The following is an 18,754-nucleotide window of genomic DNA, read 5'->3' as shown; positions in this document are numbered from 1 at the left end:
TGTTTACGCATTCACCGTCTACAGCCAATATAGTTTGGATACATAATTCAATATGATGCGCACTCATTACTGTGGCTCTTTAACTGAAGCCCAAATCGATCAAACAGTTACTTTATGCGGATGGGTTCACCGTCGTCGTGACCATGGTGGCGTGATTTTCCTAGATATGCGTGACCGTGATGGTCTTGTACAGGTTGTTATCGATCCAGATACCCCTGAAGCATTCGCAACAGCAGATAAAGCACGTTCAGAATTTGTTTTAAAAATTACAGGTCGTGTTCGTCGTCGCTATGAAGGTACTGAAAATGCCAACATGGTGAGTGGTCAGATTGAAGTTTTAGGTAAAGAGATCGAAGTTCTTGCAGCTTCTGATACTCCGCCATTCCCATTAAATGACGAAAACACCAATATTTCAGAAGAAATTCGTTTGAAATACCGTTTCTTGGACATCCGTCGTCCTGAAATGTTAGAACGCTTACGTTTCCGTTCTAAAGTCACCAACTTGATCCGTAACTATTTTGAAGATCACGGTTTCCTTGACGTTGAAACACCAATTTTGACACGCGCAACCCCAGAAGGTGCACGTGACTATTTAGTACCAAGCCGTGTTTCAAATGGTAGCTTCTACGCACTTCCACAATCACCGCAATTGTTCAAACAGTTGTTAATGGTGGGTGGTATTGATCGTTATTACCAAATTGCTAAATGTTTCCGTGACGAAGATTTACGTGCGGACCGTCAGCCTGAATTTACCCAAATCGACGTTGAAACATCGTTCATGAGTGACGATGACATCATGGATTTAATGGAAGGCTTAACGGTTAAAATGTTCAATGAATTATTGAATGTAAAATTCGATAAATTTGAGCGTATGACTTATGCAGATGCAATGCGTGACTATGCATCAGACAAGCCAGATATGCGTATTCCTTTGAAACTTATTGACGTTGCAGACTTGATGCAAGACGTTGAGTTCAAAGTATTCGCAGGCCCTGCAAAAGATCCTAAAGGCCGTATCGTTGCTTTACGTGTACCTGGTGCTGGTTCATTACCACGTAGTGCAATCGACGAATATACTAAATTTGTAGGTATCTACGGTGCAAAAGGCTTGGCTTATATCAAAGTCAACGAACTTGAAAAAGGCATCGAAGGTCTACAATCACCAATCGTTAAATTCATCGAGCCAATTGTACTTGATCTATTAAAACGCGTTGGTGCTGAAAATGGTGACATCGTCTTCTTCGGTGCAGACAAAGCCAAAGTTGTAAATGATGCGATGGGCGCACTTCGTGTGAAAATCGGTCATGATCTCAATCTATCAACTTGTGAGTGGGCACCACTTTGGGTTGTTGATTTCCCAATGTTCGAAGAAACTGATGACGGCAAATGGACTTCTGTTCACCACCCATTCACCCTACCGAAATCAAGTGTTGAAGAAGTGAAGAACAATCCTGGTGCTGCATTATCTGTTGCTTACGATATGGTACTCAACGGTACAGAAGTTGGTGGCGGTTCACTGCGTATCTATACGCTCGAAATGCAAAAAGCGATCTTTGAAGCTTTAGGTATTGGTGAAGAAGAAGCCGAAGAGAAATTCAGCTTCTTACTGAATGCATTACGTTACGGTGCGCCTCCGCACGGTGGTTTGGCATTTGGTCTTGACCGTTTGATCATGTTGATGACAGGTGCGTCTTCGATTCGTGATGTGATTGCATTCCCGAAAACCAAGACTGCTGAGTGTCCGTTGACTCAAGCACCAGCACCAGTTGAAGCGAATCAATTACGTGACTTAGGTATTCGTTTACGCGAAAAACCAAAAGCTGAAGAAAAATAAACCCTGCGTTTACGATTCAATAAAAGACCCTGCTCCATGCAGGGTTTTTTTATATCCATAGCATCCCTCTCCTTTTAGGTGAGGTAATTTATACTTTGCGATCATGCTCGCTAGTGGCATAATAAGCTGCTTTTTATTGAGAGGTCAGTCTTATGGCAATGCGTCCTGATGTACGTCGACATGCAATCGTGATTATTATTTTTTCACTTGCTCAATGGTTTTTCATGCGTTACATCTTGGCAAATGAACTCTTCAATATGACCACCAACCAACGCATTTTATACTTCTGCGTAAGTAGCCTAGCAGGCGCATTACTGATTTTTGTAGCGTTGATCTACATGGTGCTCAAAGGCAACGTAAATAAACAAGATTAAAATCATGTCATTTTACGTTACTTTACTTCGTCTTCTACCTTTAGCATTTTTGCGTAGTATCGCAAAAGTGGCAGCCTACTTTATCAATCAAAATCCAGATAAAAGTATGCTGTGGAAAACCAGAGTCAATCTTGGATTAGCCTACCCGCAACTGAGTCATGATCAGAAAGAACAGCTCGCTCGAGAAAGTGTCACCAAACAATGTCTCAGTTATATTGAATCTGGAAAATGTTGGGCAATGCCACCAGAATGGAGCATTCAGCAAATCCATACGGTGCATCATCTTAAAGCACTCACAGATGCTTTAAAAGATCCACGTGGTGCGCTGATTATCACCCCACATTTGGGTACATGGGAAATGATGAATGCTTGGGTACATCAATATGGTATCCCGACCATCATGTACAAGCCCATGAAAGATTCTGGCTTTAATACTTTTGCCCTGCATGCACGTCAACGACTCAATGCAACCTTAGTCCCAACGGATGCTTCTGGTGTAAAAGCTTTGTTTAAAAATCTAAAGCAAGGTGGCTTTAGTGTGATTCTGCCGGACCATGTCCCCGATCCTTCTGGCGGTGTCATTGTTCCTTTTTTCGGAATTCCCTGCCTAACCAGTACACTTGCCAGCAAAATGGCACAGAAAACCCAATGTCGTTTAGTTGGATTAAGCTGTTTCCGTCGCGATGATGGAGAGGGTTTTGATGTCTATTGTGATGATCTGAATGATCCGCAGCTGTATGATCGAGATATCGAAGTTGCGACAACAGCACTCAATCAAGCAGTTGAGCAGATGATCAACCGCTTCCCTGCTGAATATATGTGGGGCTATAAACGATTTAGAGGTGGAAACTCAGAATCTTACTCTAAAGATGAATCTTGATAAGACTCTAAATTTATTTAAATTTTACTGAACGATAAGCGGAAAAATCCTTAAGTTTCAAAATTTGAAAAAGTAATCTTAAAGCCTCTTTTTTAATTTTTAAAGATAAGCTCATATTCTGCTTTTGTTTAAGCCTCACAAGTTTTTCCGCTTTATGCCGGACAGCCCGATCCTCTTCTAAATGACTTCCAAAATTATGATATTTATCATTAAGATAAAAATCCTGTGCGCAAATTGCAGGTGTGATTTGATAAACTTTATATTTCCCTTTTTTGACATCACGGCCAAATAAAATATGATCTACAGGAACTAATTTTGGCATTTCTGTGATCAGCTTAAGGTAATGCTCAGCTGCTGCTTTTGATAAAATATAACCAGCTCCACCCAAATGCATCCCTTTAAGATGATATAGGCTTCTTCCATTTTTTGATAATTTCAAGAAAAAGGACAAATCAACTTTTTTATCAAAAACTTCTAATTTGATAACATGAACATCTGATGGTATCCAAGAAAAGTTATTAAAAAAGCCCTGTATATCCTTCCCAAGGTAGACATCGTCCTCAAAAATTGCCATATAGTCTAGGTCAAGATCGACAATTTTTTTCCACAACATAATATGACTTAACAGACACGCAACTTCTCCTTTTGTTAGGTCCCCTCGTCGATCTAAATCAATCCCTACACTTTTTGCAGCCTCATCAGAGGTAACTGGTGTAATTGCATCATAGAAGCTGAAATCAACTAAATTATTTTTAAATTCCGCATCAATATGCTTTCGTCTCTCGGCCGCAGAGTCTAAACTAATAACAAAAATACTCACTTAAGAAACCATCATATTTGAGAATCAATATTAGAATTATACAAATAAACTAAACTATAAGGAAATATCACCTCTGTCTCAAACCTCAAATCAGAATTAATAATCCTAGAATAAACAATGCCATAGTTTAATTTTTATCAGTCGATATAAACTTTAGCTTAGTTTTATAGGGTGATTCTTTCAATTGAGTCAAAAGGCGATTGAGCTCACGAAGCAACTTTTTGAATCCTTTCAATTTAATTTTATCTTTGTTACGCCATTGAAGACTTGTTTTAAATTTTTGATCATGTGGATTTAATATATAGTCTTGAATACATAATGTTGGATTTAACTGATAGATACCTAGCTTCCCATCCGCAATATACTTTCGAAAAACAATTTGATCGACATGATCTAAAACAGATTGTTCTTTCATATAATCCAGTAACTCTATTGCTCCCTTATAAGAGAGAATATAACCTGCAGCCCCAAGATGAGCTTTTTTCAACCTTCTTAAAATAAAATCTTTATGATCAAAAATTTGTGTTTTATCTAAATCCATGATTACACTTGTATAAGACTTTTCGATCTTAACAATATCAAAGTTTAACCAGTCTGATCCTTTTAAGAACAGCTCGGCATCATCACTCAAATGAATATCATCTTCAAAAATTGCGATGGCTGGAATTTTCTCATCAACAGCTTTATGCCACAAAGAAACATGACTTAATAAACATGCCAATTCATTTCGACTTAGATCACTTTGGCGAAGCGTAAAACCAATCTTTTCAGCTTGAAGGTCAATTTGAGGAGGTTCAATCGCATCAAAGAAATCAAATGAAATCCCTTTTCCATCAAACTGTTCTTCAATATGCTTTCTACGATCAACTGCAGACACTAAACTAATTACAAAATTTTTCACTTATATGTTATCCGGCGAGCAAAAAATATAATTTTTAACTGTGTAGTAATACGAGCCAATTCTAAAAAAATCTTTTGTAATCCATTGATTTTATTTGCTCTCATCCTCTTCTTCCTTTCTGAGGTGAGCTGACTCTTAAGTTGAATATTGGTTGAACGATAGTGCAATATTGTATCTTGAATACATAGTGCAGGCTGCATTTGACACATTGTAAAATAATGATTTTTAACAATATATTCAAACATTAAGTTATCAAGAGGAATAATATAATCAATTTTTTCAATTTCATTCAATAAAAATTTTGCCCCCTGTAGAGAGAGAATATAACCTGCTGTACCTAAATTTTTACCAATTAGTTTATAAATTTCTCGCCCTTCATTAGGAAAATCTTTACATTTGGCGCCTAATATCACTTTGGGAGTAAACGCTTCCAATTTGATCAGATGCCAGTCTTGCTCTATCCAATCAGATTGATTTAAAAATCTATTTGCTTTTTCACCTAAATGAATATCATCTTCGAAAATTGCCATGTATGGAATATTGTCATCTACAATTTTCTTCCATAAATGTACATGACTCATAAAACAGGCAAGTTCACCTTTAGCAATATAATTTTCATGCACACTTAGTTTCATCGCTTGCGCGTCAGCAGCAGCGATGTCGGGAGTGACAGCATCGAAAAAGCTAAATTCTATTCCCTGTCCCTCAAACTGAGATGAGATATGATTACGGCGCTCGATCGCACTGGAGAGACTAATAACAAACTTTTTCATATTGAGATGGAGATAATTCAGACAGATTAGGCCACATGCCTATGTGCGCGTAAGAATACTTGTTTTTCATTATTATGTACATTATTTGAAATGCACTTGGCTGCTGACTATGCGAATAGAACATAAGTGATTAAGAATAAATAAGATTTCAAAAAAGTAAGGCACTTTTTATTTATATTTTGCTTTCCAGTAATTACATAATATTCATATTTAACAAAATAATTGAACAAATTCATCATCTTAAAATATAAGAAGAGTATCATTCATTTACGTCCCAAAAAACAATTACAACAAATTCATGACAAGAATACAAAACCTGTTCTGCCAAAGTTTTCATGAAAAATCTTTATCACATTCACCTCACTTCTCTCTAGCTCTACAAACGCTGAATAGACGCTATTGTATAGTGAGACAAGTGAGAGATGATTTTAGATTCAAAAATGATTTTTTTTATAGTTCCCTAGGCTAAATTGAAATGAAAACTTATTAAACAAAGATAAGGTCCACATAAAATATCGAATTTTAAGATAAGGCAGTAAGCTAATTTTAATTTTTCTCGAAGACTCTTTTTTTACTTTTATGGGTCTAAAAGTATGTAAAACCATTGATTGTATTGGTGTTCTCCATAAAATATTTTTTAATATATCTAAGGTTACTTTTGGTCTTTTCAAAAAATCCCGACAAGAGATCTTCATTGAAAATAAAGGCATATAAGAATGATGAGAAATATCAACAGCTAATTTAATCTCAGTCATTTTCTCGACATCGATACGGTTTGGATAATCACAAAACACATTGGCCCAAGTAACAAGATCTCCACCTTCAATATAAAGATTTGTTTGGCCAAAAATAGCTTTTATATCCGTAAAAAAGGATTCAGCGCCTAAAGCAATTTCGGCATAATTTTTCTGAATGACGCTTTCATCTTTGCTTGGATCATTTTTATATCTAGGTTGCCCATTTCTCGAAACCCCGTAAATTGGAAGTTCTGGAGAACTTAGAAGTAATTCAATGAATTTCCAATTTTTGGTAAACACATTGGTGTCTAATATATTCAAATTATTGGGAATAAATGTATTGAAGGCATATTTTTTAGTTCGATAAGGTAATAAAGTTGACCAATAAAAACCAGTGATTGGGCGCTGTAAGACGTCTTCCAACATTTTCTGAGAGGTAAAAGCAACGGTTTTACTATCAATCACACCAACACGTTCATCTTCGACCACGATCGTATCAATATAATGATGATAATCCATATACATCTGCGCTGAGTAAGCCTCAAAATGTTGTTTATATTTTTGAATAAAATTATGATAATCAATAGCTTTATTAAATAATTTCCCCTCAGCTAATTCTCTTATATCTGCGTATTTTTCAGCATAAAAGTTGACTATCGACTTGGCACTATCCGTATTCCGCTTATCATAATCTAGCCGATAAATCAGGTTAAGTAAGCGTGGTGCGTACACATAGCTTGTTTTAATTCCACCGAGATGAAAGTGTTGAAAAGCCTTCTGCAATAAATAACCATCTCTAGCAACAAATAAAAGATGATCTAGCTTCTTTTCTGATGCTGTAGTTTCAATCCATTTACTATAACCATAAGCGAGGGGTGCGGCATATGCATACCCGATCTCTTGCCAATATTGCTGCTGTGTCTGCGCTAAAGACTGCTTCAACCACCTCAAAGCCAACATCGCGACCAGGATACTTTTCCCTAAATTTAAAGGGCCTTGTTCAGTAAATCGTCTTGCCCGTTCATCAACAGCTAAAAATTGCTGCGCAACTTGCTTATATAGAATTGCTTGGATACCTAATTTTACAGGGGCTCGATAATCTCCTTTTTTATTATCTCCAATATGCACGATATCTTGCGCTTTAACTTTTAAATCACTAAAAACGTGCTCAAACAGCGTTCCTTTTTTCTTGGTTTTACCATAGGTACTGGAAACATATAAATGCTCAAAGGCATAAAATTCATTTTTAATCAGTAATTGTTCCAAACTCTCAAATGAGTGATACATATCCGAAATCACAATCACTTTTTTCTTTAATTCAAGTGCATAATTCCATAGTATTTTCATTTCAGGATTTGGCTGAAGTAACCTAAACTCCCAATTTAATTCAATTTCTTTAGCAGATTTAAACTGAATATCAATTTCATTATAAATATCGTCATAACAAATCTCTTGCCGATCTGGATTTTTCTTTCTTGCTCTAAGCTCAGCCTCTCTTCGTGCCAGAGCAAAACCTTCTAGACATTGATCAATCTCAATGTGTAAGAATAAATCTCGTGGGGATAAATATGGACGTAATAGTAAAGTATCAAAAATATCAAAGGAGACAATTTCAGCTTGGGCAATTTTCCTTTTTGCTTTTTCAATAAATGTATTTATTATCATTACATTGCCTCACATAATCACTTTACAACATAACCAGAAGTAGAGAAATATTTCAAAAAGAGCTCCTCTTTTTAGACTATAATTATCAATAAAGCCATAAAACTGGAAGCTAGTAATGTCTAACTCCACAATTAAAATTTTTGTTGGTTGCGACCCAAATAACTGCGACTTAGAACAAATGATGGTTCTGGACTATAGTGTCCGCAAGCATACCAAACATCCAGTTGAAATTATATGGATGCAGCTGAGTCATGATCAAAATAGTCCATGGTATACCAATCAACAAACTGGTGAAGGTTGGCATACAGAACATTGGGCGACCCCTTTTTCTGGTTTTAGATGGGCAATTCCTGAGTCATGTAACTTTGAAGGGCGTGCCATTTATATGGATGCTGATGTAGTTGTCTTATGTGACATTGCAGAGCTTTGGGCACATCCTAAAACTGAGGAAGCAATCGTGATCGCCAAAGGTGGTAAGAATTCAGCGAGATTGTGTACCTGTGTATGGGACTGTGAAAAAGCCAAAGCATACCTTCCTTCATTAAAAGATATTCAAGCAGACCCTGAAAGCCATAAGAAATTAATGCAGCTTTTAAAAGATAAGCCCAAATTAGTACAGAACTATCAAAACTCGTATAACAACATTGATGGTGAAGGTTTAGCCGCCGATGAAATCAAAATCCTTCATTATTCTGATATGGGTACACAGTTCAGCCATAAGTATTCTTTACCGCGTTTAGAGGCTGCGGGTCAGAAACACTGGTTCGATGGTAAAATCATGCCTCATCCACGCGATGACCTGACGGAACTGTTTGACCAATATTACCAAGAAGCTTTAGCAGCTGGCTATGACCCTGAGAATTATCGAATTGAGCCATTTGGTGAATTTTCTAAGGCAACTCAAATTCATTATCGGGGTAATAAAGTCACCCGACCTGAAGATAAAAATTGGTTTGCTCGCTCCTTACATAACTTAAAAACAAAATTGAAAAAGAAAAGTTTTTCTCTAGATGACTAAAATAGAACTGAAACTAGATGACCTAAATACAGTTATCTAGTTTCATTGCCTTCGATTATTTTTATAAATGAGTTTTTAAATGGTTCGCTTCTTTTCAGGTCGTATTTCTAGAAGTATTTATAAATTAATTTATAAAATTTTCTTCCCTAAGGCAGCAAAGCATAACCGTCGCTACTGGCCACTTTATACTGTTGAAAGAGATTCACAGAATCGTATCGAGAAAATTTATTTTAGGAAGAGTTTGGTTTCTAATAACCTCATTCCACAACCAATTTCTCATAAAAAATGCATGTTAGTAGCAACAGGTCCTTCTATACAGGATTTAGATCCTAAAATTCTGCATCGATCTGACCTTGACTATATTGGTGTAAATGGTGCCATCGCATTTGACTCAATCTCTTTTTCTAGTTATGTAATCATTGATCATAACTTTGTGGGCTGCCGGTTCGATCTAGTCAAAAAAGTTTTGAATAGCAATTGTATCTTTTTCACTACCCCCCGTTGTCTAGACATGATTTTAAGGCAAGTGCGAATTGAAGATATTCATTGTCAGATCAAAACGATTGAAACAATTACTGATGGCCACGTCGAGAGTTTTTTAGATTATGCCAAACACTTCGATCAGAATGAAAAAGACTTCTTTATTCACAAAGGCTTTGGCTTTTCACTCGATATTTATAAAGGGGCATTCGACTATTTTACAGTGGCTTATGTTGCTTTTCAGATTCTCTATACTCAGGGTTATAAAGAAATTTATCTTGCTGGTTTAGACATGAATAACTTTTCTCAGCCGCGTTTTTATGAAGATACCGAAAAGCAACAACCTACAACCCTAAATCATCATCTCGATGAAGTATTTCAAGCATTTGATACTGTAGCAGTTTTATTTAAAGAAAAAGATATTCAGGTTTTTAATCTATCTCGAACAAGTGCTGTACAAGCTTTTGAAAAAATTGACCCCAATATCATTATTTAATAGATGCGGGAAATAACTCAGATATCGATGAGAGAATCTTTGAAATACATCCCTTTCACATAATAGTGACTCAATATGTTTCTTTCTTTTCCCGCTAATTTGATCAATTTCGGTTTTTCTGCAGGCGAATGATTAATAGCTAGATCAATCAAGACCCTTTCTTTCATCCATTTATTTTTTACTTGATAGAAAAACGCATTTTTATCACAGTTAATTAAAGTCATGCTTGGTAAATGATGTCGCATGACCTTCTGACACGCCACATAAGCCACCAGATATTCAAGACGTCCAATTTCCTGAAATAATTCCTGATAATGTGGTTCTGTCTGTCTGATCTGCTGAATATACGCTTTAGGGCTCATTGCAACAGCTTGAGCCAACTCATCAAACCAATACTTAAAAAAGATATTTTTTTCTGTACTTGCCAACAACCAGTTCTCTAGTACAGGGAAATCTAGCTGAGTGGTGTTTTTTGCACGATAATAAGCAAAACTATTGGTGTTATGACGCTCTATCAGTTCCTGAATCCAATCCAGATTCTCATAAACAATGGTACTTGCATCTAGCCAAATTCCACCATATTGATAGATTAATTCAAAACGAATGAGATCAGCTTTTTGTTGTGGTGTTGCATGTTGCAGACGACTGTAATCAATATCACAGAAAGATTTCACTGTTTCAGGATTCAGAAAATTCACCTGATAATCTGGGTTTTTAGTCCTGATATTTTCTACACATTTTTCTACAAACTTAGGTAGAGCCCCTTCCCAATACATCCAGATAATTTTGGGAATCGCAGCATTCTCAGACTGGGGATTCAGTACAATAACATCAGCGTAATTTTCTATCGCCTCGTTCATATCCCGTTTCTTATTTGAATACATCGTATAAAACTTCAGGATATAGAATATTTTTTTAAATATTTTCATAAAACTATCCGGCTATAGAGAAAAATCATCTTCATCTATTCATAATGAACAAGTTTACTTATTGAGTAAATATCAAGAAATTAGATGCTTAACTGCATAAAAACGATCACGCCACATACGTTTTTGCTTTTTTAAACCATGCGATGCGCTACGGTTTTCTAATGCTTTACGTTTAATACCCTGAGTGGCAACCGTGCCTAAAATATCGCTATCTAAGCCAGCGGGTTGTACAAATGGTTGCCAGACTCCAAGTCCTTTGCCATTTTTGCTGAGCCAGCTCTGAAAGAACACATCAACAGGGAGTTGAATGGTCTTGCCAGATCTGACAAATGCTTCAGCGCCCTTACGAGACCACACTAAACCTACCCCACGAATCGGAAAATAATAGGCATGCCATAACGTAAAATCAGAGAGTTGTACAATATCTTTGGTTAGCTTTTTCTTTTTTGCAGCCATATTTAGGACATACCAATCCAGTTCTTTATGTTGATCCAGATATGTGAAAAGAGCATCCATTTTTTCTTTAAACTCAGGCAAAACCTGAATGTCATCCTCGAGTACCACCAAATAATCTGCATCGGTTTCAAGAAATTTTTCAGCACAGCCATAATGGCTCAAATAGCACCCTAACTCAGAATTGATCAGACTACGTCCTAAAATCCGTTGCGCCTCTACATCATCATAATCTTTAAATTCTGATAAAGATTTACCACGGCCGTCATAGGCTGGAAAACGAGTAAAATCCCAATTCGCTTGCTGTAATTGTTCAGTCGCACTTGCTAGGCGCTGATCACTACCATCCAGGTTAATGAGATACGTAACAACTTTCATCCGATTTTCCTTCGCTTATACTGCAATAGTCGGTTGAATTTGACTAGGCAAAACATCTCTAAACTTTTCGATGAGAGCGAGACGGACGCGTGCCTCATCATCCTTATTCAATTGATCCAAACTTTGTATACAGCCAAATTTGATCTGCTCATTTGATAAAGTCTGTATAAATGAACTGAGATCACGACCATCTTTCAAATACGCAATCCGAACATCTTCTTTTAAAATGGCTGTTTGCTGCTGAATAGCCAAATGATTTGATAAACCTACTGGCAATATCTGATCGATATTTCTAAATCTATACGCGATCTGCTGCCACAATAGCGCAGTATTTTGCTCAAAATATCTTGTTAAAAGTACTTTACTTAAAATATGTGGGCGATGATGGATCTCGTAATAGCGATTTAATCCAATACAATCCGCACTCAACATTTGAGCCATTGAATACTTAGGCTGAGCAACTTTACCAAATCGATTTTGAATAAACTTTCTCAAAAGGTACTTCATTTTCTTAATAAAATTACTTTCCCAGTGCCCATAGATCACCATCTGTTCATTGACCAGAAAATCTTGCTGCTGGGAAAGTTGATTGAAAAAGAAATCGTCATTTAAATAAATAAAATAATCCGAGATTCCTTGAATATTCCACAACATGGTTTCAATACTTAAGGAATTAAACGTCGGCAAAGCTGATTCATAATTGCGGAATAATTGCTGATGGTCGACTACATGAATTTTTCCTGCAGCACAAAGACCCTGTTGTTCAAACTGATCGAGCCAAATTGGCTTCTGCTGATCGGTCACAACATAGATCTTTCCACAATACGGTACGTATTTTAAAATTGACGCAATACAAAAATAGATTTCATCATTGCTGGCAAAACGGGTCGCTTCAACTGCATTAGATGCTTCTTGCTGACCTAAATATTGCTGACGCTTATGTTTTAGGTTGAGATCGTTACCATCAACCCAAGCAATCACGATATCAATTGGTTGTATAGTATCGGTCATTTCTAAAACTCAATCTGTGATTATTACTGCCAAGACTCTTTAATCCAGTCCGATGGCAACACATAGCGATACCACTTACCGCCACCACCACTGATTGCATCAGGTGGATTGATCTCGCCATGGAAAATAATAATTTTTGCGCCTTTCGGTTTTACTGGCGGCTGGAAATAAGCAAATGGCACTCGTCTTAAGCAGTGATATTTATAGCTCTTGCACCAGTCTTTATTCCAATAGCTCAGCTTGCCTTCTTTATGTACAAACCAAGACAAGTACTCTTGTTCATTACGGAATTTTTGACTGATCTCAGTAAAGTTTGCACGGAAATACGGCAGAATTTTAGGAAAAGCGCCCAACTTAAAACGATATACCGAACTATTTCCTGTAATACGCCATGGACGTTTCCAATCGTGAATCACCAAAAACTCGCCTTCCGCTTGGAAGAAACAGTCAATATTATCAATGATGACCACATCCAGATCGAGGAACAATGCATTGCCTTTTAGACCATACAAGTCTGGCTCAAAGGTTGAAAGCTTATTCCAACCACGTTCAGGACTACCTGCAGGTAAGTCTAATGATGGAATTGGGAAACATTGAATATTCGGGTCAATCCCTTCGGTACGGTCTGTCAGACACACCATTTTAAAGGGCAAGGTCAGATGACGTTTGACCATGTTATACAAACGGTTTACGTACTCAGCACCATATTTGGTTCCCCACTTCATGCACAAAATCACATTGTCTTCATGAGTTGCCGAATTTTGTTGAATATCTACCATCTGATAACCTTAAATGCTTGAGATATGGAAGTTCGCGTTGTCATAAAAATCCAAGAGCGTTCAATCATATGCACTGAATATATTCTCATCTTAGCATAGAGCTGATCATTTTTTTTAGTATTAATTCGTCAACGTATTCAGCTTATTTACTTTTTATCCCACTCAAATTACGACTAATTTACCCCGAATAAATCTCGGGTATAAATCTTTTCCATCACATCACTAAACATAGGCACCATTCGATTAACAATAATTAAATCGGATTTTGATTTAAATTTTTGCAAGCTCGCTTCCACAGGATGACCCAAATATTCTTTTACATCGAGGGTCGGTTCATAAATGATGATTTTAATCCCCTGATCAGCCAAACCCTGTAACACATCGTGTACTGCCGACTCTCTGAAATTATCTGAATCCGCTTTCATGGTCAGGCGGTAAACACCAACACTCGAAACCTTACGACTCAAAATATCTTCAATAATGGCCTGCTTGCGGGTTTGATTAGAACGAATGATCGCTGAAATCAACTCTTGCGGTGTTTCATGATAATTGGCCAATAACTGTTTAGTGTCTTTGGGCAGGCAATAGCCCCCATAACCAAAGGAAGGATTGTTGTAATGATCACCAATACGCTGATCCAAACCCACACCATTAATAATATCCAATGCACTCAGCTTATGCTTCATACAATAGGTATCCAACTCATTAAAGAATGCTACACGCATGGCCAAGTATGTATTGGAAAAAAGTTTAATCGCTTCAGCTTCAGTCGAATCGACACACAACAGGACCGCATCTTTTGTAATGGTTGCCTTGAGGTAGAGTTTGGCAATTTTTTCCGCTCGCTTGGATTTTTCCCCCACAATAATCCGTGAGGGATAGAGATTGTCTTGCAAAGCTTGCCCTTCACGCAAAAACTCAGGCGAAAAGATTAAATTTTTAAGACCGAATTTTTTAGAAGTCTCAGCGGTATAACCGACTGGAACGGTAGATTTGATCAGTATCAAGGCTTTGGGATTAATATTCTGAATATCCTCAATCACCGCTTCAATGCTACTGGTATCAAAGTAATTGGTTTCAGGATTATAGTTGGTTGGTGTCGCAATAATAATGAGTTTGGCATTCTGATAGGCCAGCGCTTTATCGCAAGTTGCTTCAATATGTGATTCGGATAAATAGCTTTGAATACAGGTATCACTTATCGGCGACACTTTCTGGTTGATGCTTTTTACTCTATTTTTATCAATGTCCAAAATCATGACATCGTGTTGTTTTGAAAATAACAAGGCATTTGATAAGCCGACATAACCTGCACCAACGACCGTAATTTTCATTCTTTCTCGATTTTTAATTGTACTTAGCCTCAAGCTAGTCCAGTTAAATGAAAGATTGATGATGCTTTGATTGCAATCTGTTGACAGTCAGACAATAAAAAAGCGAAGCCTAAGCTTCGCCTTTGCAATGGTTTCAACTTATTTAATATAAGTTAACCAGTGTGCATACTTGTCATTGCGACCTTGTACCGCATCAAAGAAGGTCTTTTGAATTACAGTAGTGATTGGGCCACGTGAACCACAACCGATTTCACGGTCATCATATTCACGAATTGGCGTTACTTCCGCAGCAGTACCGGTAAAGAATGCTTCATCTGCGATGTAGAATTCATCACGTGTAATACGGCGTTCAACTACTTCATAACCCAGATCTTTGGCAATGGTAATCACGGTTTGACGCGTAATCCCTTCCAATGCACCACCTGCCAAATCAGGGGTATGCAATACGCCATCCTTAATTAAGAACACGTTCTCGCCTGCACCTTGGCAAACAAAACCTTGTGGATCAAGTAACATAGCTTCGTCATAACCTGAACGCGCAACTTCCTGATGTGCCAAGATTGACACTGTGTAGTTACCACAGGCTTTTGCTTTACACATAGTCACGTTTGGATGGTGGTGCGTGAATGAAGAGGTTTTGACACGAATACCGTGTGCCATTGCTTCTTCACCTAGATATGCGCCCCAACCCCATGCTGCAACTGCTGCATGAATGGTATTATCCGTCGCTGCGATACCGAGTTTTTCAGAACCAATCCAAATCAATGGACGCAGGTAGCAAGATGCTAGTTTATTTTCACGCACAACATCAATTTGTGCTTGTTCTAGTGTCGCTTGATCAAATGGAACATTCATTTGATAAATTTTTGCTGAATTTAATAAGCGCTTAGTATGATCTTGCAAACGGAAGATTGCTGTACCATTCGGTGTTTCGTAAGCTCTGACGCCTTCAAAGACACCCATGCTGTAGTGTAGTGTGTGAGTTAAGACGTGAATTTTTGCATCACGCCAATCAACTAACTTTCCATCTTGCCAAATAAAACCATCACGATCAGCCAAACTCATCGCACATACTCCATTTTCTTTTTACACAATTATTCACTTTCCAATGCTTGCGCAGTTGGATCAATTAATCTTTGCCATAACTTGCAAACGATCTCGCGGGTATCGTGCCAATCCGCAGCATTGACTTGCATAGATTGATTTGCAAGCGCTAGACGGTGGCTCTCAGCTCGTTCACGGAGATAAGCGTGTATTAATGCTGTGGCATCTTCACTGGATAAGCAGCCTGCTTTAGCAGCATCTTCTAGAATTCTTACATTGTCGGAAAAATGGGCGAGATCTGTATTCGTCCCACTCCATGCAAGCACAGCATACTGTGCCATAAATTCGATATCAACGATACCACCTGAGTCCTGTTTTAAATGAAAAATCCCATGTTTTTTTTGCTCAGAAGATGATCCCAAATGATCTTTCATCTTTTGGCGCATTTTCAGCACTTCTTCACGCACTTCATTTTCATCACGAACTTGAGTCAGAATTTGGCAACGAATCTGTTCAAATTGCTTGCATAATCCAGTATCACCAGCAATCGAACGGGCACGCACCAAGGCTTGATGTTCCCACAACCATGCGCTCTTTTGCTGATATTGTTCATAGGCTTTTAAACTGGTGACCAACATCCCTGCTTCACCCGAAGGGCGAAGGCGTGTATCAATTTCATAGACACGCCCATCCAGCGTTTGTGTAGTCATAAGTGACATAAATTTTTGTGCCACACGAATCGCGAATTCAGCCCCACTAATGCCCTTGCGGCCATCGGTTTCACTTTGTTCTTCAAAGGCGTGAATAAAGACCAAGTCCAAATCTGAGCCATAACCCAACTCGATGCCACCCAATTTACCATAGGCGATCACCGTAAAGCCTTTGTTATCCAGACTACACCGCTGTCCATCATTGCCTACAGGATAACCATGACGTTCTGCAACTGCCTCATAAGCCAAACGCAGTGTCGCTTGCACACTCACCTCAGCAATATCAGTCAGTGCATCTGAGACTTTCATCAACGGACTTTCAGCCAACACATCACTAGCAGCAACGGTTAGGACATTGCTCTTTTTAAATAAGCGCAGCACACGCATCTGATCCTCGACTTGATCAATCTCGATGCGCAGTAATTGCTGACGCAGTGAATCTTCAAGATCTTTGCGTTGCGGCAAGCCAAAATCCATCGACAGGAACTCATCTAAAAGCACTGGATATTGCGCCAACTCTTCACAAATCCACGGGCTAACAGTTGCCATCTTGACCAGTCGCTGCAATGCCCCACGACTTTCCATCAGCATCACCAGATAGACCGTACGGCGTAGTACGGATTCAACTAAAGGCATCAAACGCAACAGAGCCACTTGCGGTTGCTCAGACTGTAAAATCGCCTCAATCAAATGCGGCCAAAATTTCTTTAAGCGCTCTAAAGCACTGGCTGGGATCTTACGAAGTGCTTGCCCATGCCAAAAGTTTTGAATCAGATTCTTGGCGTTATCATCCAGCACTGCATTGAGTTTTTGCTCAAGGAGGACAAAGTCATCCACAGGTTCAGAGAACTCTTTTTCCTGAATCAATTGTTTAAACTGAACTTTGACCTTATCACGCTTCTGATTCAGCACGGCTAAGAACGCAGGCCAATCGGCAAAACCAAGCGTATCCAACATCCGTTGTCGAAGTTCTGGTTCGGTTGGTAAAGACTGGGTTTGCTGATCATTCAAGGCCTGAATCGCGTGCTCAACCCGTCTCAAGAATAAATAAGCATCTTCCAGATCAATTACCGCTTGCTGATCTAATAATTCAGCTTCGCCCAAATGATGCAAATTTACCAAGCACTGACGATCTTGTAATTCACGCTTCGATCCACCATAGATCAATTGAAACACCTGCACGATGAATTCGATTTCACGAATCCCGCCTGCACCCAATTTAATGTCATCTTCAATATTACGGCGCATAACCTCACGCTCGATCATGGCTTTCATTTCTCGCATGGCTGCGAAAGCGGAATAATCGACATAACGGCGGAATACAAACGGACGCGACATATCCAATAACTCGGCACCTGCTTTGCTGCCCGTGATTACCCGCGCCTTAATCCAAGCATAGCGTTCCCATTCACGCCCATGCTGGCTTAAATATTTTTCCAGACCACTATGGCTAATCGCTAACGCTGAACCATCACCCCACGGACGTAAACGCATATCGACACGGAATACAAAACCATCTGCGGTAATATGATCAAGCAAATAAATCAGCTTCTGTCCCCACAGAATGCAAAACTGCTGTACATCAATACATTTACGCCCATTGGTTTCGCCCTGTTCATCAAAGGCGAAAATCAAGTCAATATCGCTGGATAAATTCAGCTCTTGTGCACCGAGCTTACCCATACCAATCACGATCAGGTCTTGTAATTGCCCAGAGTAACCAATCGGTTCACCATGCTTGGCTAATAAAGGAGGTAATGCAAAGGCTTTGGCTGCACAAATACTGGCATCGGCAAAATCAGACAGTTCACGTGTCAGCGTCACCACATTGGTCAGTTGATTGGCATCTTGCCAAATCCAGCGGAACATCAACTTGGCACGTAAGATACGTAAGGCTTTCATCCACGCCTGTTCATCTGTGACTTCGGCTACAGCCAATTGGACTTTTTGATGGATGGTTTCAGTCGACAGCGAGTCAAGAAATTGAGCTTCGGAATAGTCTTGTTCTAATTCTGCTTTGTATAAATTTAAAACTTGTTCAGCATATTGGCTTGCAACTAAGGTTTTTTGTAGCTGTTGCGCATTCATATAAAAAGGCTCGACTGATGTCATGTCATCTTGGTTAGTTATATCAGTTA

The 18,754-nt window shown here is 38.5% G+C and carries 16 protein-coding genes; 5 read left to right on the top strand and 11 right to left on the bottom strand.

Annotated elements, in window-relative coordinates; all coding sequences use genetic code 11:
• Positions 1-52: 52 nt before the first annotated feature.
• The 3 genes from aspS (at position 53) to MMO42_RS09610 (ending at position 3,088) form a co-directional block, all read left to right on the top strand.
• A complete protein-coding gene (gene aspS, locus MMO42_RS09620) occupies positions 53-1,834 on the top strand; it encodes an aspartate--tRNA ligase (RefSeq protein WP_241320359.1) in 1,782 nt (593 codons plus the stop codon).
• A 152-nt stretch (positions 1,835-1,986) separates the two neighbouring features.
• Positions 1,987-2,208 (top strand): hypothetical protein, encoded by a 222-nt coding sequence (locus MMO42_RS09615; protein ID WP_005296760.1) that lies wholly within the window; start codon positions 1,987-1,989, stop codon positions 2,206-2,208.
• Between the two features lie 4 nt (positions 2,209-2,212).
• Positions 2,213-3,088 carry a lysophospholipid acyltransferase family protein gene (locus MMO42_RS09610; protein ID WP_241320358.1) on the top strand — a complete coding sequence of 292 codons (876 nt, stop codon included), beginning with the start codon at positions 2,213-2,215 and terminating at the stop codon, positions 3,086-3,088.
• A gap of 13 nt (positions 3,089-3,101) precedes the next feature.
• Here MMO42_RS09610 and MMO42_RS09605 read toward each other — a convergent pair whose 3' ends face one another.
• The 4 genes from MMO42_RS09605 to MMO42_RS09590 all read right to left on the bottom strand — a co-directional run bounded on the left by MMO42_RS09605 (position 3,102) and on the right by MMO42_RS09590 (position 7,984).
• The gene (locus MMO42_RS09605; protein ID WP_241320357.1) at positions 3,102-3,908 is read right to left on the bottom strand and encodes a glycosyltransferase family 25 protein; all 807 of its coding nucleotides are present in this window, start codon (positions 3,906-3,908) and stop codon (positions 3,102-3,104) included.
• 127 nt (positions 3,909-4,035) lie between these two features.
• Positions 4,036-4,809 (bottom strand): glycosyltransferase family 25 protein, encoded by a 774-nt coding sequence (locus MMO42_RS09600; protein WP_241320356.1) that lies wholly within the window; start codon positions 4,807-4,809, stop codon positions 4,036-4,038.
• The gene (locus tag MMO42_RS09595; protein WP_241320355.1) at positions 4,806-5,582 is read right to left on the bottom strand and encodes a glycosyltransferase family 25 protein; all 777 of its coding nucleotides are present in this window, start codon (positions 5,580-5,582) and stop codon (positions 4,806-4,808) included. Before MMO42_RS09595 ends, MMO42_RS09600 begins: the two co-directional genes overlap by 4 nt.
• A 434-nt stretch (positions 5,583-6,016) precedes the next feature.
• A complete protein-coding gene (locus MMO42_RS09590; RefSeq protein ID WP_241320354.1) occupies positions 6,017-7,984 on the bottom strand; it encodes an HAD-IA family hydrolase in 1,968 nt (655 codons plus the stop codon).
• Between the two features lie 115 nt (positions 7,985-8,099).
• On the opposite strand from MMO42_RS09590, the gene MMO42_RS09585 reads away from it, so the two are divergent.
• Entirely contained in the window at positions 8,100-9,002 is a 903-nt protein-coding gene (locus MMO42_RS09585) for a glycosyl transferase (protein ID WP_241320353.1), read from the top strand.
• Between the two features lie 79 nt (positions 9,003-9,081).
• Positions 9,082-9,978, top strand: a complete 897-nt coding sequence (locus MMO42_RS09580) for a lipopolysaccharide biosynthesis protein (RefSeq protein WP_241320352.1) — start codon at positions 9,082-9,084, stop codon at positions 9,976-9,978.
• 17 nt (positions 9,979-9,995) lie between these two features.
• Here the strand turns inward: MMO42_RS09580 and MMO42_RS09575 are convergent, their stop codons facing one another.
• The 7 genes from MMO42_RS09575 to glnE all read right to left on the bottom strand — a co-directional run bounded on the left by MMO42_RS09575 (position 9,996) and on the right by glnE (position 18,704).
• The gene (locus tag MMO42_RS09575) at positions 9,996-10,907 is read right to left on the bottom strand and encodes a capsular polysaccharide synthesis protein (protein WP_241320351.1); all 912 of its coding nucleotides are present in this window, start codon (positions 10,905-10,907) and stop codon (positions 9,996-9,998) included.
• 72 nt (positions 10,908-10,979) lie between these two features.
• Positions 10,980-11,738, bottom strand: coding sequence for a glycosyltransferase family 25 protein (locus MMO42_RS09570; RefSeq protein WP_241320350.1), 759 nt, complete (start codon positions 11,736-11,738; stop codon positions 10,980-10,982).
• Between the two features lie 15 nt (positions 11,739-11,753).
• Positions 11,754-12,749 carry a Stealth CR1 domain-containing protein gene (locus MMO42_RS09565; RefSeq protein ID WP_241320349.1) on the bottom strand — a complete coding sequence of 332 codons (996 nt, stop codon included), beginning with the start codon at positions 12,747-12,749 and terminating at the stop codon, positions 11,754-11,756.
• 23 nt (positions 12,750-12,772) lie between these two features.
• A complete protein-coding gene (locus MMO42_RS09560; protein WP_241320348.1) occupies positions 12,773-13,528 on the bottom strand; it encodes a glycosyltransferase in 756 nt (251 codons plus the stop codon).
• 173 nt (positions 13,529-13,701) lie between these two features.
• Complete coding sequence (locus MMO42_RS09555) at positions 13,702-14,862, bottom strand: nucleotide sugar dehydrogenase (RefSeq protein WP_241320347.1); 1,161 nt, start codon at positions 14,860-14,862, stop codon at positions 13,702-13,704.
• 138 nt (positions 14,863-15,000) lie between these two features.
• On the bottom strand, positions 15,001-15,927 hold the full coding sequence (locus tag MMO42_RS09550; protein ID WP_005149867.1) for a branched-chain amino acid transaminase: 927 nt from the start codon (positions 15,925-15,927) through the stop codon (positions 15,001-15,003).
• Positions 15,928-15,956: 29 nt separating this feature from the next.
• Entirely contained in the window at positions 15,957-18,704 is a 2,748-nt protein-coding gene (glnE, locus tag MMO42_RS09545) for a bifunctional [glutamate--ammonia ligase]-adenylyl-L-tyrosine phosphorylase/[glutamate--ammonia-ligase] adenylyltransferase (protein ID WP_241320346.1), read from the bottom strand.
• Between the last annotated feature and the right edge of the window lie 50 nt (positions 18,705-18,754).

The organism is Acinetobacter sp. ANC 3882, assembly GCF_022549545.1.
In the GTDB taxonomy this organism is placed as follows: Bacteria; Pseudomonadota; Gammaproteobacteria; order Pseudomonadales; family Moraxellaceae; genus Acinetobacter.
This window is presented reverse-complemented; position numbering and strand designations above follow the sequence as displayed.

What these genes read in the sequence shown, in the direction of transcription:
- MMO42_RS09580 (WP_241320352.1), top strand. Translation starts at nt 9,082, where the DNA reads ATGGTTCGCTTCTTTTCAGGTCGTATTTCTAGAAGTATTTATAAATTA.
- MMO42_RS09585 (WP_241320353.1), top strand. Translation starts at nt 8,100, where the DNA reads ATGTCTAACTCCACAATTAAAATTTTTGTTGGTTGCGACCCAAATAAC.
- MMO42_RS09560 (WP_241320348.1), bottom strand. Translation starts at nt 13,528, where the DNA reads ATGGTAGATATTCAACAAAATTCGGCAACTCATGAAGACAATGTGATT.
- MMO42_RS09570 (WP_241320350.1), bottom strand. Translation starts at nt 11,738, where the DNA reads ATGAAAGTTGTTACGTATCTCATTAACCTGGATGGTAGTGATCAGCGC.
- MMO42_RS09610 (WP_241320358.1), top strand. Translation starts at nt 2,213, where the DNA reads ATGTCATTTTACGTTACTTTACTTCGTCTTCTACCTTTAGCATTTTTG.
- MMO42_RS09555 (WP_241320347.1), bottom strand. Translation starts at nt 14,862, where the DNA reads ATGAAAATTACGGTCGTTGGTGCAGGTTATGTCGGCTTATCAAATGCC.
- MMO42_RS09595 (WP_241320355.1), bottom strand. Translation starts at nt 5,582, where the DNA reads ATGAAAAAGTTTGTTATTAGTCTCTCCAGTGCGATCGAGCGCCGTAAT.
- MMO42_RS09575 (WP_241320351.1), bottom strand. Translation starts at nt 10,907, where the DNA reads ATGAAAATATTTAAAAAAATATTCTATATCCTGAAGTTTTATACGATG.
- MMO42_RS09565 (WP_241320349.1), bottom strand. Translation starts at nt 12,749, where the DNA reads ATGACCGATACTATACAACCAATTGATATCGTGATTGCTTGGGTTGAT.
- aspS (WP_241320359.1), top strand. Translation starts at nt 53, where the DNA reads ATGATGCGCACTCATTACTGTGGCTCTTTAACTGAAGCCCAAATCGAT.
- MMO42_RS09590 (WP_241320354.1), bottom strand. Translation starts at nt 7,984, where the DNA reads ATGATAATAAATACATTTATTGAAAAAGCAAAAAGGAAAATTGCCCAA.
- MMO42_RS09550 (WP_005149867.1), bottom strand. Translation starts at nt 15,927, where the DNA reads ATGAGTTTGGCTGATCGTGATGGTTTTATTTGGCAAGATGGAAAGTTA.
- MMO42_RS09615 (WP_005296760.1), top strand. Translation starts at nt 1,987, where the DNA reads ATGGCAATGCGTCCTGATGTACGTCGACATGCAATCGTGATTATTATT.
- glnE (WP_241320346.1), bottom strand. Translation starts at nt 18,704, where the DNA reads ATGAATGCGCAACAGCTACAAAAAACCTTAGTTGCAAGCCAATATGCT.